At 46.1% G+C, this 24680-nt stretch carries 26 protein-coding genes and 2 pseudogenes; 20 read left to right on the forward strand and 8 right to left on the reverse strand.

Annotation, left to right across the window (positions count from 1 at the left end; genetic code table 11):
* Positions 1–11 precede the first annotated feature (11 nt).
* Positions 12–422, reverse strand: a complete 411-nt coding sequence (locus ACWJJX_RS07280; protein WP_003151245.1) for a YwpF-like family protein — start codon at positions 420–422, stop codon at positions 12–14.
* Positions 423–594: 172 nt separating this feature from the next.
* On the opposite strand from ACWJJX_RS07280, the gene ACWJJX_RS07285 reads away from it, so the two are divergent.
* From ACWJJX_RS07285 to ACWJJX_RS07300, 4 genes are all read left to right on the forward strand, one after another.
* Complete coding sequence (locus tag ACWJJX_RS07285; protein WP_003151247.1) at positions 595–948, forward strand: hypothetical protein; 354 nt, start codon at positions 595–597, stop codon at positions 946–948.
* Positions 949–1045: 97 nt separating this feature from the next.
* Positions 1046–1387 (forward strand): single-stranded DNA-binding protein, encoded by a 342-nt coding sequence (locus ACWJJX_RS07290; protein WP_007614303.1) that lies wholly within the window; start codon positions 1046–1048, stop codon positions 1385–1387.
* 209 nt (positions 1388–1596) lie between these two features.
* The gene (locus ACWJJX_RS07295) at positions 1597–2379 is read left to right on the forward strand and encodes a DeoR/GlpR family DNA-binding transcription regulator (RefSeq protein WP_003151250.1); all 783 of its coding nucleotides are present in this window, start codon (positions 1597–1599) and stop codon (positions 2377–2379) included.
* On the forward strand, positions 2376–3233 hold the full coding sequence (locus ACWJJX_RS07300) for a Cof-type HAD-IIB family hydrolase (RefSeq protein ID WP_024085903.1): 858 nt from the start codon (positions 2376–2378) through the stop codon (positions 3231–3233). The genes ACWJJX_RS07295 and ACWJJX_RS07300 overlap by 4 nt, the downstream gene beginning before the upstream one ends.
* Before the next feature lie 113 nt (positions 3234–3346).
* Here ACWJJX_RS07300 and ACWJJX_RS07305 read toward each other — a convergent pair whose 3' ends face one another.
* Entirely contained in the window at positions 3347–6121 is a 2775-nt protein-coding gene (locus ACWJJX_RS07305; RefSeq protein WP_448197491.1) for a DEAD/DEAH box helicase, read from the reverse strand.
* Positions 6108–7718 (reverse strand): SWIM zinc finger family protein, encoded by a 1611-nt coding sequence (locus ACWJJX_RS07310; RefSeq protein ID WP_326375193.1) that lies wholly within the window; start codon positions 7716–7718, stop codon positions 6108–6110. Before ACWJJX_RS07310 ends, ACWJJX_RS07305 begins: the two co-directional genes overlap by 14 nt.
* A 203-nt stretch (positions 7719–7921) precedes the next feature.
* Here ACWJJX_RS07310 and ACWJJX_RS07315 point away from each other — a divergent pair, with 203 nt between their 5' ends.
* The 13 genes and pseudogenes from ACWJJX_RS07315 (at position 7922) to ACWJJX_RS07375 (ending at position 18978) form a co-directional block, all read left to right on the forward strand.
* Positions 7922–8065: a hypothetical protein gene (locus ACWJJX_RS07315; RefSeq protein WP_003151259.1), complete on the forward strand. Its 144-nt coding sequence runs from the start codon at positions 7922–7924 to the stop codon at positions 8063–8065.
* A 215-nt stretch (positions 8066–8280) separates the two neighbouring features.
* Positions 8281–9027 carry a YveK family protein gene (locus ACWJJX_RS07320; RefSeq protein WP_146275686.1) on the forward strand — a complete coding sequence of 249 codons (747 nt, stop codon included), beginning with the start codon at positions 8281–8283 and terminating at the stop codon, positions 9025–9027.
* The gene (locus tag ACWJJX_RS07325) at positions 9014–9703 is read left to right on the forward strand and encodes a CpsD/CapB family tyrosine-protein kinase (protein WP_014305982.1); all 690 of its coding nucleotides are present in this window, start codon (positions 9014–9016) and stop codon (positions 9701–9703) included. The genes ACWJJX_RS07320 and ACWJJX_RS07325 overlap by 14 nt, the downstream gene beginning before the upstream one ends.
* 45 nt (positions 9704–9748) lie before the next feature.
* Complete coding sequence (locus tag ACWJJX_RS07330) at positions 9749–10513, forward strand: tyrosine-protein phosphatase (protein ID WP_454022853.1); 765 nt, start codon at positions 9749–9751, stop codon at positions 10511–10513.
* 199 nt (positions 10514–10712) lie between these two features.
* Positions 10713–12038: a UDP-glucose dehydrogenase family protein gene (locus tag ACWJJX_RS07335; RefSeq protein ID WP_015387591.1), complete on the forward strand. Its 1326-nt coding sequence runs from the start codon at positions 10713–10715 to the stop codon at positions 12036–12038.
* A gap of 63 nt (positions 12039–12101) precedes the next feature.
* A complete protein-coding gene (locus ACWJJX_RS07340; protein WP_060387207.1) occupies positions 12102–12890 on the forward strand; it encodes a YwqG family protein in 789 nt (262 codons plus the stop codon).
* 279 nt (positions 12891–13169) lie between these two features.
* The gene (locus ACWJJX_RS07345) at positions 13170–13604 is read left to right on the forward strand and encodes a coiled-coil domain-containing protein (protein ID WP_003151273.1); all 435 of its coding nucleotides are present in this window, start codon (positions 13170–13172) and stop codon (positions 13602–13604) included.
* Complete coding sequence (locus ACWJJX_RS07350; protein ID WP_007614257.1) at positions 13604–13864, forward strand: YwqI/YxiC family protein; 261 nt, start codon at positions 13604–13606, stop codon at positions 13862–13864. Before ACWJJX_RS07345 ends, ACWJJX_RS07350 begins: the two co-directional genes overlap by 1 nt.
* A 19-nt stretch (positions 13865–13883) precedes the next feature.
* Positions 13884–15764, forward strand: coding sequence for a ribonuclease YeeF family protein (locus ACWJJX_RS07355; protein ID WP_454022854.1), 1881 nt, complete (start codon positions 13884–13886; stop codon positions 15762–15764).
* A gap of 2 nt (positions 15765–15766) precedes the next feature.
* Positions 15767–16207, forward strand: coding sequence for an SMI1/KNR4 family protein (locus tag ACWJJX_RS07360; protein ID WP_436335287.1), 441 nt, complete (start codon positions 15767–15769; stop codon positions 16205–16207).
* 47 nt (positions 16208–16254) lie between these two features.
* Entirely contained in the window at positions 16255–16806 is a 552-nt protein-coding gene (locus tag ACWJJX_RS07365; RefSeq protein ID WP_436335286.1) for an SUKH-4 family immunity protein, read from the forward strand.
* Positions 16807–17503: 697 nt separating this feature from the next.
* A pseudogene (locus ACWJJX_RS07370) lies at positions 17504–18156 on the forward strand (hypothetical protein).
* 106 nt (positions 18157–18262) lie between these two features.
* Positions 18263–18978, forward strand: a pseudogene (locus ACWJJX_RS07375) (endonuclease V).
* Positions 18979–19063: 85 nt separating this feature from the next.
* Here ACWJJX_RS07375 and ACWJJX_RS07380 read toward each other — a convergent pair.
* Complete coding sequence (locus tag ACWJJX_RS07380) at positions 19064–19945, reverse strand: LysR family transcriptional regulator (protein ID WP_077722959.1); 882 nt, start codon at positions 19943–19945, stop codon at positions 19064–19066.
* A 122-nt stretch (positions 19946–20067) separates the two neighbouring features.
* Here ACWJJX_RS07380 and ACWJJX_RS07385 point away from each other — a divergent pair, with 122 nt between their 5' ends.
* Together ACWJJX_RS07385 and ACWJJX_RS07390 are read left to right on the forward strand one after the other, a co-directional pair.
* On the forward strand, positions 20068–20613 hold the full coding sequence (locus tag ACWJJX_RS07385; protein WP_146284007.1) for a flavodoxin family protein: 546 nt from the start codon (positions 20068–20070) through the stop codon (positions 20611–20613).
* Positions 20610–20828, forward strand: coding sequence for a hypothetical protein (locus ACWJJX_RS07390; protein ID WP_025853578.1), 219 nt, complete (start codon positions 20610–20612; stop codon positions 20826–20828). The genes ACWJJX_RS07385 and ACWJJX_RS07390 overlap by 4 nt, the downstream gene beginning before the upstream one ends.
* A gap of 26 nt (positions 20829–20854) precedes the next feature.
* Here the strand turns inward: ACWJJX_RS07390 and chrA are convergent, their stop codons facing one another.
* The 3 genes from chrA to ACWJJX_RS07405 are packed head-to-tail and all read right to left on the reverse strand — an operon-like array spanning position 20855 to position 22468.
* Positions 20855–21391 carry a chromate resistance efflux protein ChrA gene (gene chrA / locus ACWJJX_RS07395; RefSeq protein WP_077722957.1) on the reverse strand — a complete coding sequence of 179 codons (537 nt, stop codon included), beginning with the start codon at positions 21389–21391 and terminating at the stop codon, positions 20855–20857.
* The gene (gene chrB / locus ACWJJX_RS07400) at positions 21388–21978 is read right to left on the reverse strand and encodes a chromate efflux transporter subunit ChrB (RefSeq protein ID WP_025853576.1); all 591 of its coding nucleotides are present in this window, start codon (positions 21976–21978) and stop codon (positions 21388–21390) included. The genes chrA and chrB overlap by 4 nt, the downstream gene beginning before the upstream one ends.
* A 13-nt stretch (positions 21979–21991) precedes the next feature.
* Complete coding sequence (locus ACWJJX_RS07405; RefSeq protein WP_003151298.1) at positions 21992–22468, reverse strand: Lrp/AsnC family transcriptional regulator; 477 nt, start codon at positions 22466–22468, stop codon at positions 21992–21994.
* A 206-nt stretch (positions 22469–22674) separates the two neighbouring features.
* Here ACWJJX_RS07405 and ggt point away from each other — a divergent pair, with 206 nt between their 5' ends.
* Positions 22675–24252, forward strand: coding sequence for a gamma-glutamyltransferase (ggt, locus tag ACWJJX_RS07410; protein WP_454022855.1), 1578 nt, complete (start codon positions 22675–22677; stop codon positions 24250–24252).
* An 11-nt stretch (positions 24253–24263) separates the two neighbouring features.
* Here the strand turns inward: ggt and ACWJJX_RS07415 are convergent, their stop codons facing one another.
* On the reverse strand, positions 24264–24608 hold the full coding sequence (locus tag ACWJJX_RS07415) for a DUF4181 domain-containing protein (protein WP_172615032.1): 345 nt from the start codon (positions 24606–24608) through the stop codon (positions 24264–24266).
* Between the last annotated feature and the right edge of the window lie 72 nt (positions 24609–24680).

The following is a 24680-nucleotide window of genomic DNA, read 5'->3' on the forward strand; positions in this document are numbered from 1 at the left end:
CTTTTTTATGATTATAATTTTTGTTTAAACGCTTCAATCAGCCGGCTGCCCGAGTACCCTTCTTTCACGAGCGACTCCAGAATGCTTTCTGATCCGGGGTGGTTTCTTGACACCATTTGACCGTAAATTAAAACTTGTATACTCTTTTCCAGCTCCACAATATTTTTGATGCTTCCCGTCAGCTGGGCGGGGCGGTTGCTTTTTTTCGTAATCGTTACAAACACCTTCGCTTCTTTCTGGCTTTTCATCAGCATGTCAAAAAAAGAAAAGTGTTCGGCCGGGACCAGTGCTTCAATTAACCAGTGGTTTTCTCCGTCCTCTTTGTTGATAATCAATCCGTCTAAAAGGGGAAACTGTTCAATCGGCTGATCGTCTTTATCTAAACGTTCCACATTCAGATCAACCAGTTTAAAGGTTTTCATCTCTTATTTTCACCCCTGTTGTCCATGTTTTTCGTTCATTTATTATAACACATATCATTTTTCCCGGGAAAATGCTGTAAGACATGCTTCATCATTTTTGTAGGCGGTCAACATTTAATCATTTCTATTTTTTCATTATAATGTAAAAGAATATGGTCATGGAGAGATGCTTATGAATCAATTGCGCCTGAAGGAAATCTATATAGAAGACGGTTCAAGGCGAAAAGACGATCATTCCTACTTGGTATGCAAAAAGGAAGATTGTGAGGTGCATCTTAACAGAAGGGGAAATGTCGTCTTTTTATATGAAACAAAAGACCGCATGGAACAGTATAAAATTCAGCTTTCACTGACTGATAAAAAGCTGAGTTTTTACTGGTTCGCATGGGACGGCGGAAAGTTTGTCCGCATGTTTGAGAAAGACTGGCTCAAAACGAAACTTTTCTCGCGGCTGCTCAAAAATACATATTACATAAGCGGTCAAAAACAAAAGTTTTTTTTATCAGAAAGAAAAACAAAAACATAAAAGCAGCCTAAACGGATAACGGCTTTTTCCGCTTTTTGCTTTCATGAGCCCTTGTACTACAATGAAGCCAGCCTCGAAAAAGAGAGGAGGATACGGCTTGTTTAACCACGTTATGCTTGTCGGCCGGCTGACGAAAGATCCGGAGCTCCGTTTTACATCAGCGGGCATTCCCGTCGCGCATATTACGTTGGCGGTAAACCGCAATTTTAAAAGCGCGTCGGGTGAAACCGGAACCGACTTCGTCAACTGCACCATCTGGAGAAAAAACGCTGAAAACACGGCATTGTACTGCCAAAAAGGGTCAATGGTCGGTGTAAGCGGCAGAATCCAGACGAGAAGCTATGAAAAGACAGACGGCGTAAAAGTTTATGTGACCGAGGTCATGGCTGATACCGTTCGGTTTATGGATCAAAAACAGAAAGAGCCGCTGGCTGAATAGCATGCTTTTTTACTCGATTTCCCGCCTTTCAGCGGGCCCCGCAATACCTCCTTCCCACTCGCCAGTCGAAAGACTGGTTTTTTTGTGCGGGTGCTGAAAAATGGTTAAAAAGAAGTGATTTTGCTTATAAATACTTAAAAACATTGAATATATTGGGATAAAAACTTATAATTACTTACAGATAAGTGACGAAAAAAGGGAATGAGGACGTGTATCAAGAAGAAAGACTGATTGCGATAATGGAATATTTGAAACAGCATCGGCGGATCACCGCTGAACAGATATGTTCGCTGCTTCATATTTCAAGAGATACCGCAAGAAGGGATCTTGTAAAGCTGAAAGAGCGAGGGGCCATTATCAGAACACGGGGCGGCGCGATTCTGCCGTCGGTGAATCAGGAAGTTCCGGGCTATTCAGGCCGGCTGAAAACCGTTTCTGAAGAGAAAAACAAAATCGGCAAGCTGGCCGCATCCCTGATCCATAAAGGGGACCGGATCATCCTGGACACCTCGACAACCGTGCAGGCCTGCGCGGAGCATTTAAATGTCACCGGCTGCACTGTTATTACAAATTCGATCAATCAGGCCGATATCCTTTCCGCAAAAGAGGGAATTGATATTCACCTGCTCGGCGGAAAGCTCCAGAAGGAACACCGGTTTTTATACGGGGCTTCCGTCGTAGAAAAACTGGGGGATTATCACGCTGATAAGGTGCTGATCGGCGTTGTCGGCATCTCGGAAAACGGCCTGACGATTCCGCATGAAGAAGACGGCATGGTAAAGCGTAAAATGATCCGACAGGCTGAACAGGTGATTGCGCTGAGCGATCACTCGAAGCTTGGCCGTACGAGTTTTTATCAGTATGCAGACCTGCACGAGGTTGACCTGCTGATTACCGATCGGCTGCCTGATCAGGATTTTTGCGATCTGCTCGACCGGCACGGCGTAGAATTGCTTGTAACTGAATCTGAAGAAGAGGATGAGGACATGTGAAACTGATTGCCATAGATCTGGACGGCACACTGCTGAACAGCAGTCATCAAGTAAGCGATGAAAACAAGCGGGCTTTAAGGGAAGCCCGGCAAGCGGGAATTGAAATCGTGGTTTCCACTGGACGCGCGCATTTTGATGTGCACTCCATATTCGAACCGCTCGGCATAAAAACATGGATTATCAGCGCAAACGGAGCCGCCATTCATGCTCCTGACGGCAGCCTGTACCACTGTGAAGCGATTGAAGAATCAAGAGCCCGCGGCATTTTGTCATGGCTTGAAGAGAATCAATATTATTATGAGGTGTTTACAAACAAAGCCATCTATACGCCTGAAACCGGCAGGCAGCTGCTCGATATCGAAATGGACCGGGTGAAAAGCGCCAATCCGGAAACCGATCTTTCTGTTTTGGAACAGGCGGCTTCAGTGCAATACAGCCAGTCCGGCTTTGCTTACATTCATTCATACCGTGAGCTCTTTGAGAAAGAAGAGCATCTGGATTTTTATAATATTCTCGGATTTTCGTTTGATGAGCGGAAGCTGAAAGCGGGCTGGGACCGATTCAGCGGTCAGAAAGATCTCACCCTTGTCAGCTCTGCTGATCACAACTTTGAAGTGGCGTCTCGAAACGCCTCTAAAGGGCAGGCGCTCAAACGGCTGGCGCAAAAGCTCGGCATTCCGATGGCTGAAACCGCCGCGGTCGGTGACAGCTTAAATGACTATTCAATGCTTCAGGCGGCCGGAAAAGGCATAGCGATGGGGAATGCGAGAGAAGATATTAAAGAGATCGCTGATGCCGTTACATTGACAAATGATCAAAACGGCGTTGCGTATATGATCAGGAATTTACTGTGAAAGGTATGGCGATACTGTTCATGACTGGCGTGACGCATTCATGGCAAATGCGGCGTAACAGTAAGGACGACATAAAAGACCGGCTCTTCCCGAGAGAGCCGGTCTTTTTGCGTTTAATGTGATTGCGCCGATGCGCTGAGGGTGAATAATTCTTCAAGCTCATCGGATGACAGCTCGGTAATCCAATTTTCACTTTGGATAATCTGATCGTTCAGCGTTTGTTTCGTTTCGAGCATGGCATCAATTTTTTCTTCAATCGTTCCCGTCGTAATGAGTTTGTGAACGTGGACGAACCGTTCCTGGCCGATTCGGTAGGCGCGGTCGGTCGCCTGGTTTTCCACCGCCGGATTCCACCACCTGTCATAGTGAATGACATGATTGGCAGCCGTCAGATTCAGGCCGGTTCCGCCCGCTTTCAGTGACAAAATCAGCGTCGGGTATTCTTTCTTCTGGAACCGTTCGACGAGAGAATCGCGTTCCTGCTTGGACAGGCTGCCGTTTAAAAACTGAACCGGTTCTCCGAATGTTTTTTCCAGGAGGCGCTTCATCATGTTGCCCATCTGAATGTACTGGGTGAAAATGAGGCAGCTTTCCCCTTGTCCGCGGATCGCCGCCATTAAGTCAAGCAGCTTTTCCAGTTTGACGGATCTCCTGTTTAACAGCTCTGTCTGTTCTTCCTTCAAATAGAGCGCAGGATGGTCGCATATTTGCTTCAAGCGGCCGAGCATGCTCAGAATCAGCGCTTTCCGCTGCATCCCGGTCAGAGAAGCCATATGTTCAAATGTATCTTTGACAAGCTGTTCATAAAGGGATGCCTGTTCGGCTGAGAGCGGGATAAACTCTTTTTGTTCCAGCTTGTCAGGAAGATTAAGCGCCACTTCTTCATCCCGTTTTGTCCGGCGCAGTAAAAACGGCCGGATTAACTGCTGAAGCTGGTTGATTCTTTTTTCGTCACGGTCTTTTTCAATCGGCAGCACATAGCGTTTATGAAAGCCGGTCAGACTGCCGAGATAGCCTTTGTTCATAAAATCAAAGATCGACCAAAGCTCTGTCAGGCGGTTTTCCATCGGTGTTCCGCTCAGCGCGATATGATGGACGCCTTTCAGCTTTCTGATTGCGCGGGACTGCTTCGTATGCGCGTTTTTAATATTTTGCGCTTCATCAAGGCAGATGGTGCTCCATGTCACGGAAGAAAGCTCTTCCTGATCGGCGTGCGAGAGGCCGTAAGAAGTAAGAACGACATCCGCGTCCTGATAGGCCGGGACAAATGCTTCGCCCTTCGGCCTGCGGGGGCCGTAATGAAGCACGGCCTTCAGCTGCGGCGCGAAGGTCTGGAGCTCACGCTGCCAATTGCCGAGCACCGATGTCGGCGCAATGATTAAGGCAGGCGCTTTTTGCCGGCCGCTTTCCTTCACATGGAGAAAATAAGCGATCATCTGAATCGTCTTTCCAAGTCCCATGTCATCTGCGAGACAGGCGCCGAAGCCGTTTTCCCGTAAGAACAGAAGCCAGTTCATGCCGTACATCTGATAAGGGCGGAGCTGGCCCTGAAACGCGGCGCTGACTTCATGCTCCGGCAGATCCCCGGCATCCGTCAGTTTGCGGATCAGGCTTCTGAGATGCTTTGATAATTCGATCTTGATCCCGGCAAATGCCGATGAGTCAATGATGTCCGTGTCCTCGGCTCCGTTTTCCCCGTGATCCATCAGTTCGCGCGCCAGCACGTCGGACATGTGGAGGCCCTCAGATTCCGCTTTTTCCATCAATATTTTCATCTGTTTAATAAATTGCGGATCAATTTTCACCCATTGGCCGCGGATGTTGACGAGACGTCTGTTGTTTGCGACAAGCTCATTGAATTCATCCTCTGTCAGCTCAATTCCGTTTGTGGCGAATCTCCAGTTGAAATCAAGCAGAGCGTTCATGCCGACGAAGGACTCGCCCCGCGGGGAGGATGACACTTTCGCCTTGAGCATCATATTGCTGTCCCGGACAATCTGCCACCATGATGGGAGAAGAATCTCCACACCCATATCGACAAGCGTCTCACTCGCTTCCGATAAGAAGATCCAAGCCTCTTCTTCAGAGATCAGCGTCGTTCCTGAATCAAACGAAAGCCAGGGAACCGTTCTGCGGAAGCGGTCCTGTTCGCGCGCGATTTTTCCGCTGTATGCCTGCCACGCTTTTTTCAGACCCTTCAATCCGTCGAAAAAGGTGATGGAGCCGGTTTTTTTCTCACGTAAAAACATCTCGATTTTCCAGTCGTCACCGTCGAAATCAGGCTCGTTTAATCGGAGCCCGACGGTAAACGGCGTCAGATCGTCATGCCAGCCGATTCCCTCGAGAAAATCATCTTCATCCAAAAAGGAGCCTTTAAACGTATGAACGGCCGGCGAACGGGTTTCGATCCGCCTCCATTTTTCCAGCAGGTCATCATTGTACTGAATGTAGTCCTGTACCGCGGCTGAGAACCAGTCTGCTGTAAAGCCTTCAAGCAAAAGCTCGCGGTCTTTGAAGCGCAGGACACCATTTTGCCATGCGTCATAATCCGGAAGAAAATCGCCGTCGGCAATAAATTCGTATATCGTCGAAGCCGCTTCGATTAACGGTTCCGTTTCCTTTGTCAGCTGCACGGTGCTGAATGAATTGAACGAGTTTTTTCCAAGCAGCTCGACGGTCATCCAAGGGCTGAGCAGAACGGCCGGAGTGCCGATGAAGCTGACGTCTTCAAGAAACGTTCCGTAAAAGGTGGACTCATGCCATTGGAACAAATGAGTCTTCATCTGACTGAGAGTAAGCGGCTGCTCCTTCTCATCATGGCTTGACAGCGTAAATGTCCAATCTTCCATTTGTTCTACATGAATGAAAATTTCCTTAAGACTCGCCATCAATCAACTTTCCTTTCTGCAATTCTTCTTGAAGGGCGCGCAGCCTCTTGTAGCTTGCGCTCAGCCGGCTGATATACCGCTCCCAAACCTGCTGTTTTTTTGCCTTTTTATAAAGCGTCCGCAGTTTTTTCAGATGGCGCGCAGCCTCTTTATAGGCGCTGCGGTTTTTTTGGTCGATAAAAAAGGCCGCAGCCCGGTGATAGGAGGGGATGAGCGCTTCCGGATCACTGGCGGCAATTTCCTTCAGGATGTCCTTTTCGATTTCCCAGACGGAAAAACCGACGAGGCTGTGAATCTCCACCCATTCCGCGTACCGACGTTTTTCGTACAGGTACTGGCTGTATTCGGTAAAGGTATAGGGAAGGCAGCCGGAAGCAAACCGTTCAAACAGCTGATCATCCCGTGAGTGCCGCGCATAATCCGCCAATAGCGCAAACAGCTCTCCGATGATGTCGCGCATTTCTTTAAACGGCTTATCAAGCTTCGTATAGTTCACGGCAAGCGGTTCGATCCGGCCATACCATGCTTTCAGCCGTTTCCAGTCTTTTTTCGCGGTGAGTTCACCGAGCCATTGAAAGGTGTACGGCAGCGCTTCAGGAGGGAAGCGGGACATATCTTCAAAGACCGCTTCATCATCTTTTTGCAAAAAGGCCAGATGAAGCCGTCCGAACCGCACTTCCGGCGAAAAACGGCGCCCGCTTTCCTGTTCGAGAATCTCCTGTTCACGCGCGACCCATTTCGGCCGGTTCAAAAGCGCGCTCCACATTTCACCGAATATCCGGAGGCGTTCGTATTGAAAAAGCTCTTCTTTCACAAGCAGTCTGCGGAGCACCGGGGGCGTCCGGTCTAAAAAAGGATCGAGTGAAAAAGACAAGGCGTACGTTTTCAGTCTGTCAATGGAGGAATAAATCGTATCCATCAGCTGTTCCACGTATGGATTAATGCTGTAATAATCTTTTTCGGCATCCAATCTGCCTGACTCAATCAAAGTGAACATGTGAAGCCAGACGGCAAGCGCCGAATGAATCTGATATAAGCTTTTAAGCTCGGGTTTTTTCGGGGCGTGTTTTTTGAGCGCTGACAGATAGCCGTAATAAAGGCCCTGCATCGTCTGGCTTCCGGCCGGCGTCCGCGCCTCCCACAGCGAGAATTCCGAATCAAAAAAAGCGAGCCAGCTTGACAGCGACTCTTCATTCGGCAGCACTTTTTCCTGAAACTGCCGGCGGACAAGCTCCCTGCTTTCCTCAAGCTTTTCTCTTTCCAGCCAATGTTCGGTAAAGGTACCGACCCGCTCGAATTGGGCATATACGTAAAGAAAAACGGCGAGCACGTGGCGGCAGATCGCCTCAGACGGGCATGCGCAGCCGCTTTTCACCATGAAAAATAAGTTCAGCGTGACCCTTACAGGCACAACATCCTGCACATATGCGGAAATCTCTGTCGGGGTTTGAACCTGTATACGATAGACGGAATCCTGCCGATATAAAATGAGTGCTTTCTTCATCAGCTGAACATTGTCTTCATTGTAAGGAAGAAGTTCTTTAAGCTGTTCAGCCGCTGCGAGCACATCTTCTTTAGCAATCATATCCTGAAGCATGATTATCGCTCCTAACGAGTCACAAAATAAAAAGATTCCAATTCCTCTATTATATCGCAACACATGGCCCGGAAAAAGTTTTTCCTAAAAAAGGACATAAAAACCCGAATGTGTCGAATGATGTATTAGAGATTGCAAAACAGCACCCGACAGCATATAATAATCTTGTTTTCAATTTAATGGAAGCCGAAAGGAAACGAATGATGAAGAAAACGAAGTTAGATCAAGAGGAGTTTCTGAAGATTTTAATGCATGCGCACGACATCGGTGAGCAGTCCTCTGAGATGACCACAAAAGAAATGCTTGAGAATTTGATTTCTTATATTAAAAATGGATATGCAACATAAAATCCCGCAGGCTCCTGGCCGCGGGATTTTTTAATCTTCCTGTGACACCAGCATTTAAAGCGCTTACAAATATAAATCAGATTGAAGTGATTGTCTGTTTTTGTCGAATTTTGTCATTTGAAAAGGTTAGAAATGACAGTTTAAAGCTGTATAATCGTAATTGGAAAAGATCATTGGAGGGAATGGGAATACACGGAAAGTGATATGGAGGTTATATGGGAGAATCTGCAAGCATAAAGGAAATATTCGCAATACTGAGAAAGCGTCTGCTGTTTATACTTATTATTACCGCGGCGGCATCTTCCGCAGGCGGTCTCATCAGTTTCTTCGCTCTTACGCCGGTCTATGAAAACTCAACTCAAATTTTGGTCAGCCAATCCAAAAACAATCAAAAAGAAGTCCAATTCAATGACGTTCAAACCAACCTCCAATTAATCAACACGTATAATGTCATCATCAAAAGCCCGGTCATCCTCGATGAGGTGATTAAACAGCTGCATCTGTCCATGACTTCGAAAGAGCTGGAATCGAAAATCACGGTATCCAGCGAGCAGGATTCACAAGTCGTGACGATTGCCGTTCGGGATACGGATGCTAAGCGGGCGGCCGTTATGGCAAATGCGGTTGCATCCGTTTTTCAGGACAAGATCACCGCCATCATGAACGTGGATAATGTCAGCATCCTTTCAAAGGCCGAAGTGTCGGACAGCCAGTCACCGGCAGAGCCTAACCGTAAGCTGAACATCGCGATTGCGTTTGCCGCCGGACTTTTGGGCGGAATCGGTCTCGCCTTTTTGCTGGAACATCTGGATAATACGATCAAATCGGAAGAACAGCTGGAAGCGCTGCTCGGCATCCCGATCCTGGGAACGGTTACTTCAATCAGTACTAAAGACAGCGTTGCCAAAAATGTGAGGATGGCGGAAACCAAACAAGCGGGAGGCGGACATGTTGACGCGTAAAAAAGACAAACCCGGAAAACGAAGCGTGATTGCGATGTCTGAGCCGAAATCCATCAACTCAGAACAATATCGCACGATCCGCACAAACATTGAATTTTCTTCCGTTGATACGGAGGTGAAGTCCCTTTTGATCACATCCGCCGGTCCGGAAGAAGGAAAATCGACAACCGCGGCCAACCTTGCCGTCGTATTTGCACAGCAGGGGAAAAAAGTGCTTTTAATTGATGCGGATCTGCGCAAACCGACGGTTCATTTCACCTTCAAATTGGATAACGGAACCGGATTAACGTCGCTGCTGTTAAAACAGCTGCCGTTTCAGAAAGCCGTCCTGCCGGCTGATGAAGCAAACCTGGATATTTTAACGAGCGGGCCGATCCCGCCCAATCCGGCGGAGCTTTTATCGACGGGTGCCATGAAAGATCTTCTGTCAGAAGCAGCCGCAGTTTATGATAAGGTGATTTTGGATACGCCTCCCGTTTTGGCCGTAGCTGATACGAAAATATTAGGCAGCTACACTGACGGGGCCATTATGGTGATCTCAAGCGGGAAAACGGACAAAGAAAAAGCGGCCAAGGCGAAAGAAGCGCTCGATTACTGCCCGTGCAAGCTCCTTGGGGCCGTTATGAACGGGAAGAAACAAACGAAACATTCGGACTACGCCTATTACGGACAATAATGTCACAATGGGCGCGGTCCATTCTTTTTAAGGAGGGATTGAAATATGATAGATATCCATTGTCACATCCTTCCTTCCATAGACGACGGCGCGGCGGATGATACAGAAAGCCTGAAGATGGCGAGAGAAGCGGTCAGACAGGGGATTGATACGATCATCGCGACGCCGCATCATGTGAAATACCGCTATGACACGGATCGGCATACGGTCAACGAAGCGGTCAGCCTGTTAAACAAACGTTTGAATAAGGAAGGCATTCCGCTGACTGTCCTGCCCGGCCAGGAAATCAGAATAGACGGAGATCTGCTGGCAGGTCTTCAAAGCGGCTCGCTTGTCCCGCTCCATAATACAAAGTATGTGCTGGCGGAATTTCCGGCGGATCATGTCCCGGCCTACGCTGAAAGGCTGTTTTATGAACTGCAGCTGAACGGATATGTCCCCGTCATCGCCCATCCGGAGCGGAACAGGGAAATTCGCGAAAACCCTTCCGTCCTTTACAGTCTTGTGAAGAAAGGGGCGGCCGCCCAAGTGACGGCCGGCTGCATTGCCGGAGCATTCGGGCGGAAAGCGAAATCCTTTTCGCTGCAGCTGATGGAAGCGAATTTGATCCACTTTCTCGCATCTGACGCCCATAATCTCGGACCGAGAAATTTTTATTATCAGGAGGCGATCAGCGTTCTGAAAAAAGAAGCAGGGGCGGAGCTGATTTACATGCTCACGGAAAATGCGGCGCTTCTCGCTGAAAACAAAGCCGTTTATAAGGAACCTCCGCTGCCTGTGGCCCGCCGTAAGCGCTGGGGTCTTTTTTAATCGTCGTCTCCATCCCGTTTAAATGAAGCGTAAGCGGCTGTTTTGCAAGATGATTCTTTTATGCTTATGCTATTATCAGCGGCCGGCGCCGTTTTTTCCTATCATGACCTCAGGCTCCCGGCATTCCGCCGGGGCCGGGATCATATGATAATAGCGGTAAGCTGCCCAGCAGCAATTTCTAAACGGTTGGGGGAACACGATGAAAATAACAGTGATCGGAACAGGCTACGTCGGTCTTGTGACAGGAGTGTCTCTTTCAGAAATCGGCCACGACGTAACATGCATAGATATTGACGAACGTAAGGTTGAGCAGATGAGAAAGGGATTGTCCCCTATCTTTGAACCGGGCCTTGAAGATATGATGAAACGAAATATCGGCCGGCATCGGCTGGCATTTGAAACGAGCTACGAAAAAGGGCTTGCGGAAGCGGACGTTATTTTTATAGCGGTCGGAACGCCGCAAAAAGAAGACGGGCACGCAAACCTTACTTATATTGAAAATGTCGCCGAACAGATTGCCGAACATATTTCTAAAGATGCGATCGTCGTGACAAAAAGCACGGTTCCCGTGGGAACGAATGACAGAATCAGCGAAGTTATTCATTCACGGCTGAGAGCGGACGTGAACATTTCAATCGCTTCGAATCCGGAATTTCTCCGTGAAGGTTCGGCGATTCACGATACCTTTCACGGCGACCGCATCGTGATCGGGGCTGAAGACCGGCAGACGCGGGAAACGCTTGACCGGGTTTTCGCGCCGCTTGCGATTCCGGTATATCATACGGACATCAGAAGCGCTGAGATGATCAAATATGCGTCAAACGCATTTTTAGCGGCAAAAATCAGTTTTATTAATGAAATTTCTCATATATGTGAAAAAGTCGGTGCGGATGTGGAATCAGTCGCACACGGAATGGGATTGGATAAACGGATCGGCAATCAATTCTTAAGAGCCGGCATCGGTTACGGCGGTTCCTGTTTTCCGAAGGATACAAACGCCCTCGTGCAGATCGCGGGACATGTGGAGCATGATTTTGAATTGCTGAAGTCCGTCATTAAAGTCAACAATAACCAGCAGTCCATGCTGGTTGATAAAGTGCTGAACAGGCTGGGCGGTGTGACGGGGAAAACCATCGCGTTATTAGGGCTGTCTTTTAAGCCGAATACAGATGATATGCGGGATGCCCCGTCCATTGTCATTGCGGATCGTCTGGCGGCTCTTGACGCCCGGATGACAGCGTACGATCCGATCGCTTCATTCCGGGCTTCCGGGCTGCTTCCGGCTGCGGTTTCCTATCGGGAGTCCATAGAAGAAGCCGTCAGGGGAGCGGATGCCGTCCTGATTCTGACAGATTGGGAACAAATTAAACACTTCCCGCTTGAAGCGTACAAAGAGCTGATGGAAACCCCGGTTATTTTCGACGGGAGAAACTGCCACTCGCTTGAGGAAGCGGAACAGGCCGGCGTGGAATATATCTCAATCGGAAGAAGAGCCGTCGTGCCTCAGACTGATTCTGTCACTTGAAAGGCCGGCGGTCCGCACCGGCCTTTTATCATACAATCATTAGAGACGAAGGAGATATTAATCGTGGAAAACACATGGAAATTGCCGAAGCAAATGGAATCATCCCGCAGTCTGCTGGAAACGTCAGCACGGCCCTTTATCAAACTGCACGTCAAAAAAGCTGAAACGGGACGGTATGACAGTAAAATTGCCGGAGACCCCTATTTTCCGAAACATGAACCATACCCTGAAGATGAAAGCGGCAGGCCGATGAAGCTTCTCGCCCAAATCAATTTTGCGGATATGCCCGGACTACCTGATTTTCCGGACACCGGCATTCTTCAGTTTTACATATCGGTCAGTGATGACGTATACGGTTTGAATTTTGACGACGGGTGCGCGCAAACGGGTTTCTGCGTCAAATATTTTGAGCACGTGACAGATCGGGAAGAGGAGCTCATGGATGATTTTTCTTTCGTTCAGGTTGAAGAGGAGTACGATTTTCCGATTCAATCCGAAGCGCTGATCACCCCTGAGCTGTCTGCTGAATGGGTGCTCCCGTCTGATTTTCAATTCAGGCAATATGCCGGGATGGATGCCTTCGACTATTTCGAGCAGTTTGACGATGAGGTGTATGACGAATATACGGTGAACGCATTCGGCCATAAAATCGGCGGCTATGCGTCCTTCACCCAGGAAGATCCGCGGTCTTATTCCCATCAAAACCATACGATTCTGCTCTTGCAAATTGATTCAGATGATGACATTGATTCGATGTGGGGAGATGTGGGAATCGCCAATTTCTTTATCAGACCGGAAGATTTGAAGAAAAAAGATTTCTCAAACGTTTTGTACAACTGGGACTGCAGTTAACGACAGTATTAGAATCATGATACAAGGCAAAGGAGACGGTTAATCACTGTCTCTTTTTTTTAGGGAATTTATCATGGATACATAGAGGAGATCATTGAATGGATATGCCGCTTATGTGAGTCTTTTGGCGTTAATGATGAGCATCTCGGCTGCTGAAAATAAGTCATTTAACCTATTTAAGCTGCTTTCTGTCTATTTTAAAATATAATATATGGAAATATAGTATGGAAAAGTCTGTGCTTTTTGTACGACTTTTTGCGTAAGACGAGGTGAAAACAGATGAGCCATTCAAGCACATTAAGCCATATTAACAGCACCATCAGCCATAAACTGGGCGAGATCGAACACCAAATTGATAAATTAAAAGAAGCGAAAAGAGAGATAGAATCTCTGCAGGAAGAGGGCGTGTCTGAAATCAGAGACATCCTCAGGCCGCACCTGGATCATCATTGGACCGGCACTTTTGCAGAAGAATTTGATGACCGGCGCGATCAGGCCCATACAGAAGCATACAGAATCGTCACAGACAAATACGACGGTTATATTTACCGAATCGGCTTAAAGATGACACAGCTTGAAATTGAAAAAGGAGGGCTCCTTGCCGCCAGAAGCATCGCGAGAGAGGCAGAGCACCTGCTGACGCTGGGAGAAGAAGCCCTTGACACGGTCGGAGAAAAAATACAATCAATCAAAAAAAGCTGGAGTTGGTTTTAATGGCAGAAATAAAACTCAAATACGGAGCCGTCATGAAGCAGCTTGAATCCGTCAGCAGCGCTTTGGAGGCCGTTTCTATCGGGAACGCCGGTTCAAACGGAAAAAACAAGCTCGACTATACCTCCAAATACCAATCACGCGAGGCAAAGCTTGTATCGATGATCAGCGAATACAAGCAGGCCGTTCATAAGAATATCGCGGACGTTAAAGACAACGTAGATTCTTTGAAGGAACAGGACGAGGCGATCGCCGTAAAATAACGAAAGAAAGGACTTGCCGATGAGCAAAGTGTTTGAATCACAATCGTTAACGGACGAAGCAGATAAGAGAAAGAAACAATACGAAGCCCTTGAAGGGCAGCTGCGTGCGCTCAAACAAGCCTTTCAAGGCGTGGCCGATCTGGGTGATGCTTTGAAAGGGAAAGGCGCAGACAATATAAAAGATTTTTTTCAGGGACAAGCGGAAATCGCCGACAGCTGGCTGACGCTTGTCTCTGCTCAAATTGCGTTTTTAAATGGCATTTCAGGTGACATTAAAGATCAAGAACTCAGCGATTCATATGCGGAGACTTCGTTTTTAGAGCATGAGCTGCCCAATGCGGATTTGAGAGCTTCAGAGATTGTCTCCGCTCATAAAGCAGAAATCGATTCGATTTTGTCTGGCATCAGCGATATTATTCATCTCGATACATATACGCTGGATGATTACGCAGATAAAATGGGTGATGCCCAGAAAACCAGACGTGACACGATCACGGCAGTCGATACGCTTGATGAATCCCTGACCGCTGAATATCAAAACTTAGAATCTCTGGACAACGCAGTGCTCAGCAAATATTCCGTTCTCATGCAGGCCACCAGCAACGGGAAAAGCGCCTCCCCTATGTACTATGACAAAAAAGCCTTCCACAGCAATGAAATCTACAAAAGCGTCATGGCGACAGAAAAACAGGGCACGGACTATATTGACGCAAAAGCCCAGCAGGCCGAAGCAAGACGGCTTCAGGAAAAGGCTGAAGAAGAAGCCAATAAACCATGGTACGAAAAAACATGGGACGGCATCTGCAACTTTACCGGCGAAGTCACCGGCTATTATGATTATAAAAGAGCAGCCGAAGGTGTTGATCCGGTGACCGGCGAAAAACTCTCCACCGCAGAACGCGTCACAGCAGGAGCGATGGCCGCCGCCGGATTCATACCGGTCGTCGGCTGGGCGGGCCGCGCTTTCAAAGGCGGAAAAGCCATTTACAAAACCGGAAAAACCGTCATTGCCGCAGAACATGCTTTAGATGCCTATAAAACCGGAAAATCCTTAGACATTCTCAAAATGACAGAAATGGGCGCATACGGCCTCGTCGCCTCAAACGGATTCTCAGAAGCCGTCACAGGCAGAGATATGTTCGGAAATAAAGTGTCTGAGGAAAAACGGAAGCAAGGAGCGCTGGAAGCGGCGTTGAGTTTGGTTGGTGCCGGCGCACTGGCGAAGCATGTAAACAAAGGCATACCGCTTGCAAAATCGCCACAAGCAGCAAAGGTTGAAAAAGGGAAAAAGATTCTAGACCAAGTAAAAGAATTCAAAGTGCCGACGAATGTGAAAATTCGTGTCCATAAGACTGTCACACCGGATGGCGCAACTTTCCCAATCATTCATGCTGATGTTAAAACCAAAGCTGTGAAAGATCTTGGGTTTGTGAAGATGGTGGGTAGTGGGAATACAAATATTGTAGAAAAGATTAACTATGATTTAATAAAAAGGTATGTAAAAGATGTTGAGGCGAGAACATCTAGAAAAATACCAAAAAATCAGGTTGAAAAACTTAAAGAAGCCTTAAGAAACAAAGAGTATAAAAAGTTAACTCCACTACAGACAAGAAAACATCGAAGAGCGTTTAATAAAATTAAGGATCAGCTTATTGAAGAGTGGGAGAAAAATACTGGTCAAACATGGCCAACTTACTCTGAAGACGTTATATCTAAAAAGACTGGGGAGCCGGTGAGAAAAAAAGGTGATAAGTATGATGCCCACCATATTATCGAAAACAGTTTTGAGGGAGAGCACGAGTGGTGGAATATTCACCCGGCTAAGTTTCCTAATGAGCATCAATCCGGTATTCATGGTACGGGCTCACCTGCTAATGAACTTTTTAAAGGAGGTAAATAATTGTGAAATATGATTTTATAAAAACTTACAAAGAAAATACATTTTATCCAGTAAGCGAGAATGAAATTTTAGAAGTAGAAAATAAGTTAGGATTAAGGTTACCTTATGATTTGAGACAGTTTCTTCTTGAGATTGGTTACGGCTTTCTAAAAAAATCAGAATATAATATTAATCGCATTCTTGGACCTGCTTCAATTAGAGATGCAAGGTTAAAAGTTAATGACTTTGAGTTTTATCCAGATATAGAAGTTTATGAGGAACTTGAAGAAGATAAATTGATTTTTTTTGAAGCAAATGAAAGTGCTTTATTGTTAATTGCATTAGGCAATGAACAAAACAATTCAATATATTACGATGATATAAAAATTGCAGATTCATTAGAAGAGTTTTTAATCGAACTTATGAAAAATGATAAATATTATCTTGATTTAATTGAGGATTAGACTTATAAGCTGCAGAACGAGTAACAGCGGAAGGCTAAGGTGTCAACATGCTATTACCCAAAGAATTTAACCGAAGTTGGGATGTTAATAAAAATGGTCCGATATTAAAGTTTCCATATGATGACTTAGCAGAGACTCCTTTTTCGGAGGAATTTAAAAAATTTATTTCTTTAGGAGGTTTACCTGAAACCCCTCCGCCATATTTGGATTTCACTTCTTTTCAAACATCATTTAAACCAATTAGAAGTATCTTTGATGTGTCGGAAGCGTTTCGAAAATATTGGTTGTTAGGTTCTACTGGTTCCGGAGATCCAATTTGTATTATAGAAAATAACGAGAGAATTGTTTATTTAGATAATGGTAATGAATATAAAGAAGTATTTATTAACTCTTCAATAAATCAATTTGCAGAAAGTATACTGCTTTTCTCAGAAATGATTGACAAAGCTATTCAAATTAATGGAGAAGATGCTTTTATCGACAATGATATTCCTGAATATGTAATTGAATGGTTGAAAGAAGAACTGAAAAGAGTAGACTCAAATTGTATAAATGAAGAGAACTTCTGGGGTATTGAAATAGAAAGTTTATATGAATAATGAATTTTTATTTTGATGCATTGAGACCTGATCAGAGAAAGATGTTCTATCAAAGGATATTATTTCACCTAACAAGTCAAAGTAGATAATTGCTTTATTCTGGATCCAGCGTATGAGTTTACTGATAGTCCTTTAGCTTATGCAATTTATGTAATGGATAATAATTGGAATGCCATTTGAAATAAAAATTTCCTGAGCATAAATTTGTTGTAAAAAGTAGGTATTATACTGTATCTGCTTTTTAGTTTTTACTTTTTATGAATACTGGAGAGAAACCTTAATTAAATATATTACTTGGAGTTACTAATTGATTAAAAAACGATAGAACTCCTACCTGGATTGGTTTTACGCCTTTCAGGTTTTTTTATCGGTATAAAACTAAAGAGGGGAGGATAAAACAAAAAGCCTGCTTTTTAGCAAAGAGGCGGGGGCTACAGAGGAATTATGGGAAAGGTGAGTAGTTTCGGTGGATATAGCGATTTAGTGGAAGAGGTAATTGACTTTATTAAGCATGGAGAATTATTTAAAAATAATAATCGGAAAATGTTCCAAATACTAATATACCTCCCGGAGATTAACATTAGGAGATGCCTTGTTTACTGATGTATTAGAATTGCTATAGTTAAGAGCTTGCCGTGTTGTTATCGGCAAGTTTTTTTATAATAATTTAACAATGTGGAGTACAAGGAGAAGCAGGATGGACAGAGACCATATTTCTCAATTGCTGCCATTAAAAATCTGTAATGGCTGGTCTGTAGTACTGAACAATTTAAGTTCAGAAAAAAGAATGCGAGAAAAATATGAATTACTAAAACTACAAAATGAAAAACGTAATGCTGTTATTAAGGTAATATTTGAAAATGATCAATACCATGTCATAGTAGCGGGCTTAAAAACAGATAAGATTTATGAAGATGAGTCTTTTAATGAAATAGAACAATTATTGGAAGAGTTAGAATATCAAATCTGGACTGTGGGAAATGGGGTTTTAGAGGGTTTGCAGCAGCTAAGCCAACATGTTCCCAATTTCTTAAGGCTTAAGATACCGGCGGGGTGGACTGTTGATTATATTACATTAAAAGATACTGACCCTAAAACTCTAGAGGAAAATGATGATGCTTGGTTATTTGACTTTAATCAAGATCTCCTGCAGATTTCTCATAAAACTAAAAATTTGCTGCTTGACGTAGGATGGTACCCAGAAGGGGATCCCACCGGCAGATATGGCATTGACTGATAAAAAACGAAGATTGGGAAAATCCTCTAGAAGATATTATGTGTACTGAACGTAAAGAATTAATTAAACAATTGAATTATATTTTTATGAAAGAAATGAAAAATGAATATTAATAAAAAAGCAGATTATACTATCTGCTTTTTTCAATGATATAATTTGGAGTCATTGCTAGAATCGACATGCAGGACAATTGAGCGCGAAGAGAGGAAAACAAGTGAAATGAAAATACATCAAATTCACGATTTTGATCTAAAAGATGAATCGGCTTTTATTCGAACACAACAATCCCTTATACATAAAATCAACCTATCCCCCGTCATCCATCCAGACTCCGTCAATACATGCGCAGGCGTCGACCTTGCTTATTGGGAGCAGGACGGGGAACCGTACGGAGTGTGCAGTATCATCGTGATTGACGCTGATACAACAGAAGTGATTGAAAAAGTGCACAGCATGGGGAAAATCAGCGTGCCGTATGTGTCCGGTTTTCTTGCGTTTCGCGAGCTGCCGCTGATCATCGAAGCGGCCAAAAAGCTGGAGACGGAGCCGGATGTGTTTTTGTTTGATGCAACGGGTATCTGCATTACAATCATATGGGCGTTGCCACCCATGCGGCTTTTTTTCTGGGGAAGCCGACGATTGGGATTGCGAAAACCTATCTTAAAATCAAAGGCTGCGATTTTGAGATGCCTGAAAATGAAGTAGGCGCCTACACCGATATTCTCATTGACGGCGAGGTATATGGCCGGGCGCTTCGGACACGGCGGGACGTGAAGCCTATCTTCTTGTCTTGCGGACATAACATTGATTTAGAAAGCAGCTATCAGATCACAATGAAAATGATCAATCGAGAAAGCAGGCTGCCGATCCCTGTCCGTCTGGCTGACCTTGAAACGCATGTTTTGCGAACGTTTTATCGGAAAAATCACGTGTAACACTTGGGGCTTTAAGCCACCAAGTGTTTTTTTGTATGCCTGGTGTCTGCTTTATTAAAAACTTTGTCGTCCTTGCAGCAGGTTTTTATTTGAATGTTTTTCGCGTCAAATCGATAAATGCCTTTAATGGTGCAGACATCCACTTGTCCTTATGCCATGCTAGTTGAGTAAAAACGGGGCATTCATTCTGCCAGTTGAGTTCTTTCATCCGTCCTTCGGCAATATCGTCTTTTACTGTCATTTCAGGCAATAGTCCAATTCCGAGTCCGGCCATCACGCATTGTTTGATGGCTTCTATGCTGACGAATTCTAATTTATTAGGGTAGACTCCGGCGTCATGTAAAGTGTTCTCAAAGAGCGTGCGATATGAACAGCCGTCCTCTGTCAGCAGAAGGGTTTCGTTTTGAAGATCCTTCAATGTTGCTGGTGAATCTGCTGGAAAAGGATGGTCATTGGCGGCTACCATTTTGATTTCATCCTGAATCAGAGATTCAACGTGCAGTGCGTCTTCCGTTCGGTTCACATCCAAAATGAAAGTGATATCAAGCTGGCCCTGCAAGAGCTGTTCTTTCGCTTGTTCGTTGGAAATATACGGTTTGAATATGAGCTTTACTTGAGGAAAAGCCTGTTTGAATTCTTTTATGATAGGCGGAAGGCGGTATGTGCACTGGCTTTCCGTCGCGCCGATTTTCAAGGTTCCGGTTGTTTCTCTTGCTTGATTTGCGGCCATTTTTGCTTCTTCTGTTAACGCAATGATCTTCTCCGCATAGGATTTGAACGTTTTGCCGGCTTCTGTCAGGAAAAGCCGCTTGCCGAGCCGTTCAAATAAAGGAGTCCCGATTTCTTCTTCCAGTGATTTGATCTGAGAGGTAACGCTTGATTGTGCATAGTTAAGCATCTTGGCGGTTAGGGTGAAGTTTACGTGTTCTGCTGCGGTAATAAAGGTGATCAGCTGCTTCAATTCCATTTGATCTCGCCCTTTCTAAATCGGTTTTATCGATTGAAACAATCGAAATAATCATCTGTATTGATTGATGAATCCATTATATGATGAAGAAAATCATTCGTAAACAAAGGAGCAGATGCATCATGAAAATTGCGGTTATTAATGGCGGAACCCGGTCTGGCGGAAATACGGATATTCTTGCGGAGAAGGCTGTTCAAGCATTCGATGCGGAGCACATTCATTTGCGGAAATATCGGATACGGCCAGTTGAAGATCTGCGTCACGCCCAAGGCGGCTTTCGCCCTGTTCAAGATGACTGCGATTCTATTATTGAGCGGATTTTATCGCGCGATATTCTTGTATTCGCCACCCCAATTTATTGGTTTGGCATGTCAGGGACATTAAAGCTGTTTATTGATCGCTGGTCACAGACGCTGAGAGATCCGAGGTTTCCTGATTTTAAACAGCAAATGTCAGCGAAGCAGGCATATGTAACAGCAGTGGGCGGAGACAACCCTAAACTAAAAGGGCTGCCGCTGATTCAGCAATTTGAACATATTTTTCATTTTATGGGGATGTCCTTTAAAGGCTATGTGCTGGGAGAAGGCAATCGTCCGGGTGATATTCTTCATGATCAACAGGCTCTGTCCGCTGCGAGCCGTTTATTGAAAAGAAGTGATGCGATATGAAGCTGCTGCTGGTTATCTCTGGTATATTGATTCTTGCACTCTTTCTAGCTTGGAAAGCGCCGACTTCTGTTTGGGTACAGGCTGAAACCAATTCGCCTCAGGTTCAGCAATCTGTGAGAATGGCAGGCGCAACGCTGCAAGTCAAGCAAATCATCAAGAGTGATGCAGGCGAAGAAACAGTTGTCATATCAAACGGTATTTCCGGGCCAAAATAAAAAAGCACCTGTCCAGGTGCTTTTCTTTATAAATGAGGAATCACAAGCCCTCCATACAAAAATGCCGCGATAATCAGGAAGGCCGGATGCAGTTTGAATTTTGTCAAGGCAAGGAGGGAGATCCCCGCAATCACTATCGCTTGAACCCAGCCGATCGCTTTGATGCCGTCTGCGCCGATTTGCCAGGTAAGAATGAGCATCATGACGGCGATGACAGGCTGGACGGACAGCGTCATACCTTTGATGACGGGGGATTGGCGGAAGCGCTGAATGATGCGCAAGAGGACGATCAATGCGAGCGCCGACGGTACGACGGTGGCGATCAGCGCAATCAGGAACCCGGGCCATCCGCCTGCGCTGTAGCCGACATACGCCGCGATTTTGGTTGCGATCGGGCCCGGCAATGCGTTCGCAAGTGCGAGCATATTTGAGAATTGATCGTTTGAGAGCCAGCTGTATCTGTTGACGACTTCTTCAAACATCAGCGGGATCGACGCCGGTCCGCCTCCATATCCGAGTACGTTTGCGACAAAAAACGCCATAAATACATAAATCAAGATCATGAGGCAGACATTCCTTTATCTTTTGAACGTTTATTTGTGATTTTGTCCTTTAATTTAAAATGAAACGCGCCGTACGCCAAGAAAATGATAATGACAAAGCCGGGATTGATCTGTAACGTTTGCAGGCCGATAAAAGCGATGATAAAAAACAGGATGCCCGTGACCCAGCCGAAACCTTTAAGCGCTTTTTGGCCAAACTCGTACGCCATGATGCCGAGCATGACGGCGATCACCGGTGTTACGGCGCCAATCATGCCGGCAACGATTGCTGAGCGGCTTAAGACATTGACAGCCGCAAACAAGCCCGCCATAGCGAGACATGTAGGCAGAATATGTGCGAGGGTTGCCGCGATTGCGCCTAACGTGCCTTTCAGCTTGAAGCCCAGATACGCCGCCATTTTTGTGGCAATCGGTCCGGGAAGCGCATTAGCGATCGCTAATATTTCTCCGAATTCATCATCATCTATCCATTTGTATTTATTGACGGCTTCATGGCGGATGAGCGGGATCACCGACGGGCCGCCTCCGAATCCGAGAATGCCCGTTCGGACCATCGCCGCCGTAATGTCCCAATAGGGATGTTTCATGGCTATGTCCTCCTTACAGCTTCATGCCCGTTCTGCTTTTATACCGTTTAATCAGCATTTGGCAGTCGACGCTGACGACGCCTTTTTGCGTATAGAGCCGTTTTGTCAAAAACTCTTCCATCTCTTGATCATTTGCGAAAATGCCGTGCATATGCAGCTTGCTCGGTCCGGTCATATGATAAAGGCTTGTCACCGCCGGCTCCTTTTCAAGCTTTAATGCGGTTTCCTCCAAATACTGCGGCTCCACCTCCACGTTAAAAAACACGGACACATGACGGCCGATTTTCGCCGGGTTGATGACAGCGGTGAATTTTTCAATCACACCGGCATCCAGTAAATGCTGAATGCGGTGCTGAACCGCCACTCGCGACAGGTTAACCCGCTTTCCTAAGTCTGTATAGGAAATCCTCCCTTCCTCGTGCAAAATCGAGAGAATCTGTTTATCCGTTTCATCAAGGACAAGATTCGGAATGCTGTACTCATGTTCCAACCGGCTTCACCTTCCTTCATTTGGTGGATATTATTGTATCATGAAATGTTACGGTATGAAGGAGAAATTTTTTAATGTTTTCGTTACGTAATGATTGAGGATTATTTCTTATCGGAAAGTAAATAGTGTGTGAGCTTTTCTTTCAGGAAAGTGGATGCCGGCGATGCCGCTTTTTATACTTGAGAAAATTTGTAAAGGGGCTTGCCATGAATACTTCAACCATCGGAACGAAACAAATGGTCGTCAGTCCGCATTATCTTGCTTCTCAGGCGGGGGCCGGCATTCTGGAAAAGGGCGGAAACGCGTTTGACGCGGCAGTGGCGGTCAGCGCCTGCCTGGCAGTCGTGTATCCGCATATGACGGGTCTTGGCGGGGATTCATTTTGGCTCACTTACCATAAAGAAACGGGACGAATCAAAGCTTATAACGGGAGCGGCCGTTCAGGGAAGCATGTGACGAGAGACTTGTATCGGGGCAGAGAAGCGATCCCTCTGCGCGGGATAGAAAGCGCCATTACCGTTCCGGGCATGGCGGACAGCTGGGATGCCGTGCTTTCGGCGTACGGGCGTCTTTCTCTCGCTGAGGTGCTGAAGCCAGCTCTTGATTATGCGGCAAACGGATTTCCAGTGTCCGCCGACCAGTGCGCCCACACAGAACACAATCTCGCTCTTTTAGCCTCGACGCCTTACACCTCGGCCATTTTTACGAGAAACAAAAAAGCGCCCATGCCCGGTGAACGGTTTGTCCAGAAGGATCTGGCGGCCAGCTTGGAACAGCTTGCCGAGAAAGGCAGAGGCGCTTTTTATGAAGGAGATCTCGCTCAAAGCATCACATCCTTTCTGCAAAACAACGGCAGCCGTCTGACACTTGATGACTTTAAAGCCCACCGCGGCGAGTGGACGAACCCGGTATCCTCTGATTACCGCGGGTACCGCATCTATCAGGCTCCGCCGAATTCACAGGGCTTTACAGGCTTAATGACGCTCAATATATTGGAAAACTATGATTTTTCTCAGATTGAACACGGTTCCTTTGAATATTATCATCTGCTGATCGAGGCGCTGAAGAAGAGTTTTCAGCACCGGAATGAAGTGCTGACTGATCCGGCATTTTCTCATATTCCGCTGGATCGGCTGCTTGATAAACGGTATGCAAAGCAGCTGGCGGAAGAAATCGGTTACACGGCTGCGCCGGCGGTAAGCCGTCCGGTCGGAAGCGACACTGCTTATGCCGCCGTCAGAGATGCGGAAGGAAATGCCGTTTCCTTTATACAGAGCCTCTATTTCGAGTTCGGATCTGCCGTTACGGCGGGGGAGACGGGTATTTTACTGCAAAACCGCGGGTCATTTTTTTCGCTGGATGAATTCCATGTCAATACGCTCGAACCCGGCAAGCGGACGTTCCACACCCTCATGCCGGCGATGGCCTGTAAAGAAGGAAAGCCGCACATCCTGTACGGAACCCAGGGAGGAGAAGGCCAGCCGCAAACTCAGACAGCGATGATTACGCGCATCATTGATTACAAAATGGACCCGCAGCAGGCGATCAATGAGCCTCGCTGGGTCTGGGGACGGACATGGGGAGAGGAGTATGAAGGGCTGAGGGTTGAAAGCAGAATCAGCCCTGAAACGAGAGAAGCCCTAAGGCAGAGCGGCCACCGCGTCGAGACCGTTGGTGATTTTGACGGGCTTATGGGCCATGCGGCAGCGATCGTCATTGATGAAGAAGGCTTTCTCCAAGGCGTGGCCGACCCGCGCGGCGACGGAGCGGCCGCAGGAGTATAGAGCATGATACGCTAACTGATGAAAAAAATAAGCACGCCAAGAGCGGCAGAAAGACCCGCGTAAAACGAATCGTACACATATTGCTTTTCCTCCCGCCGGTGCCGCCATTCCATTAAGCCGCTGCAGCAAAATAGCATGGAAACAGCTCCGGCAAATACGTCCATTTCATTGAAAAAAGTCACCGCTGCGATGCCCGTAATAAGCAGTGTGATTTCGATTAATCGATATGTGCTGTTTATCGGCTTCTGCTTTTTAACAGGATTTGGAAAATGGAGAACTTTGACGGCAAATACTTGAAACATAAGGCTGAGCAAAATAAATACGGCTGAAAAAATCAGTAACTGAATGAAATCCATCGTCTGCCTCCTAAAAATGTGTCACTCGTTTCATACGGGTGAGGGCCTTGCAAGTTTCAGCATTCTATAAGA

The organism is Bacillus sp. YH3-2-B2, from assembly GCF_053663335.1.

Bases quoted from the DNA above. Each gene is read 5' to 3' on its own strand.
- ACWJJX_RS07280 (WP_003151245.1), bottom strand. From the start codon at position 422: ATGAAAACCTTTAAACTGGTTGATCTGAATGTGGAACGTTTAGATAAA.
- ACWJJX_RS07285 (WP_003151247.1), top strand. From the start codon at position 595: ATGAATCAATTGCGCCTGAAGGAAATCTATATAGAAGACGGTTCAAGG.
- ACWJJX_RS07305 (WP_448197491.1), bottom strand. From the start codon at position 6,121: ATGGCGAGTCTTAAGGAAATTTTCATTCATGTAGAACAAATGGAAGAT.
- ACWJJX_RS07310 (WP_326375193.1), bottom strand. From the start codon at position 7,718: ATGCTTCAGGATATGATTGCTAAAGAAGATGTGCTCGCAGCGGCTGAA.
- ACWJJX_RS07315 (WP_003151259.1), top strand. From the start codon at position 7,922: ATGAAGAAAACGAAGTTAGATCAAGAGGAGTTTCTGAAGATTTTAATG.
- ACWJJX_RS07320 (WP_146275686.1), top strand. From the start codon at position 8,281: ATGGGAGAATCTGCAAGCATAAAGGAAATATTCGCAATACTGAGAAAG.
- ACWJJX_RS07325 (WP_014305982.1), top strand. From the start codon at position 9,014: ATGTTGACGCGTAAAAAAGACAAACCCGGAAAACGAAGCGTGATTGCG.
- ACWJJX_RS07330 (WP_454022853.1), top strand. From the start codon at position 9,749: ATGATAGATATCCATTGTCACATCCTTCCTTCCATAGACGACGGCGCG.
- ACWJJX_RS07335 (WP_015387591.1), top strand. From the start codon at position 10,713: ATGAAAATAACAGTGATCGGAACAGGCTACGTCGGTCTTGTGACAGGA.
- ACWJJX_RS07345 (WP_003151273.1), top strand. From the start codon at position 13,170: ATGAGCCATTCAAGCACATTAAGCCATATTAACAGCACCATCAGCCAT.
- ACWJJX_RS07350 (WP_007614257.1), top strand. From the start codon at position 13,604: ATGGCAGAAATAAAACTCAAATACGGAGCCGTCATGAAGCAGCTTGAA.
- ACWJJX_RS07355 (WP_454022854.1), top strand. From the start codon at position 13,884: ATGAGCAAAGTGTTTGAATCACAATCGTTAACGGACGAAGCAGATAAG.
- ACWJJX_RS07365 (WP_436335286.1), top strand. From the start codon at position 16,255: ATGCTATTACCCAAAGAATTTAACCGAAGTTGGGATGTTAATAAAAAT.
- ACWJJX_RS07380 (WP_077722959.1), bottom strand. From the start codon at position 19,945: ATGGAATTGAAGCAGCTGATCACCTTTATTACCGCAGCAGAACACGTA.
- ACWJJX_RS07385 (WP_146284007.1), top strand. From the start codon at position 20,068: ATGAAAATTGCGGTTATTAATGGCGGAACCCGGTCTGGCGGAAATACG.
- ACWJJX_RS07390 (WP_025853578.1), top strand. From the start codon at position 20,610: ATGAAGCTGCTGCTGGTTATCTCTGGTATATTGATTCTTGCACTCTTT.
- chrA (WP_077722957.1), bottom strand. From the start codon at position 21,391: ATGATCTTGATTTATGTATTTATGGCGTTTTTTGTCGCAAACGTACTC.
- chrB (WP_025853576.1), bottom strand. From the start codon at position 21,978: ATGAAACATCCCTATTGGGACATTACGGCGGCGATGGTCCGAACGGGC.
- ggt (WP_454022855.1), top strand. From the start codon at position 22,675: ATGAATACTTCAACCATCGGAACGAAACAAATGGTCGTCAGTCCGCAT.
- ACWJJX_RS07415 (WP_172615032.1), bottom strand. From the start codon at position 24,608: ATGGATTTCATTCAGTTACTGATTTTTTCAGCCGTATTTATTTTGCTC.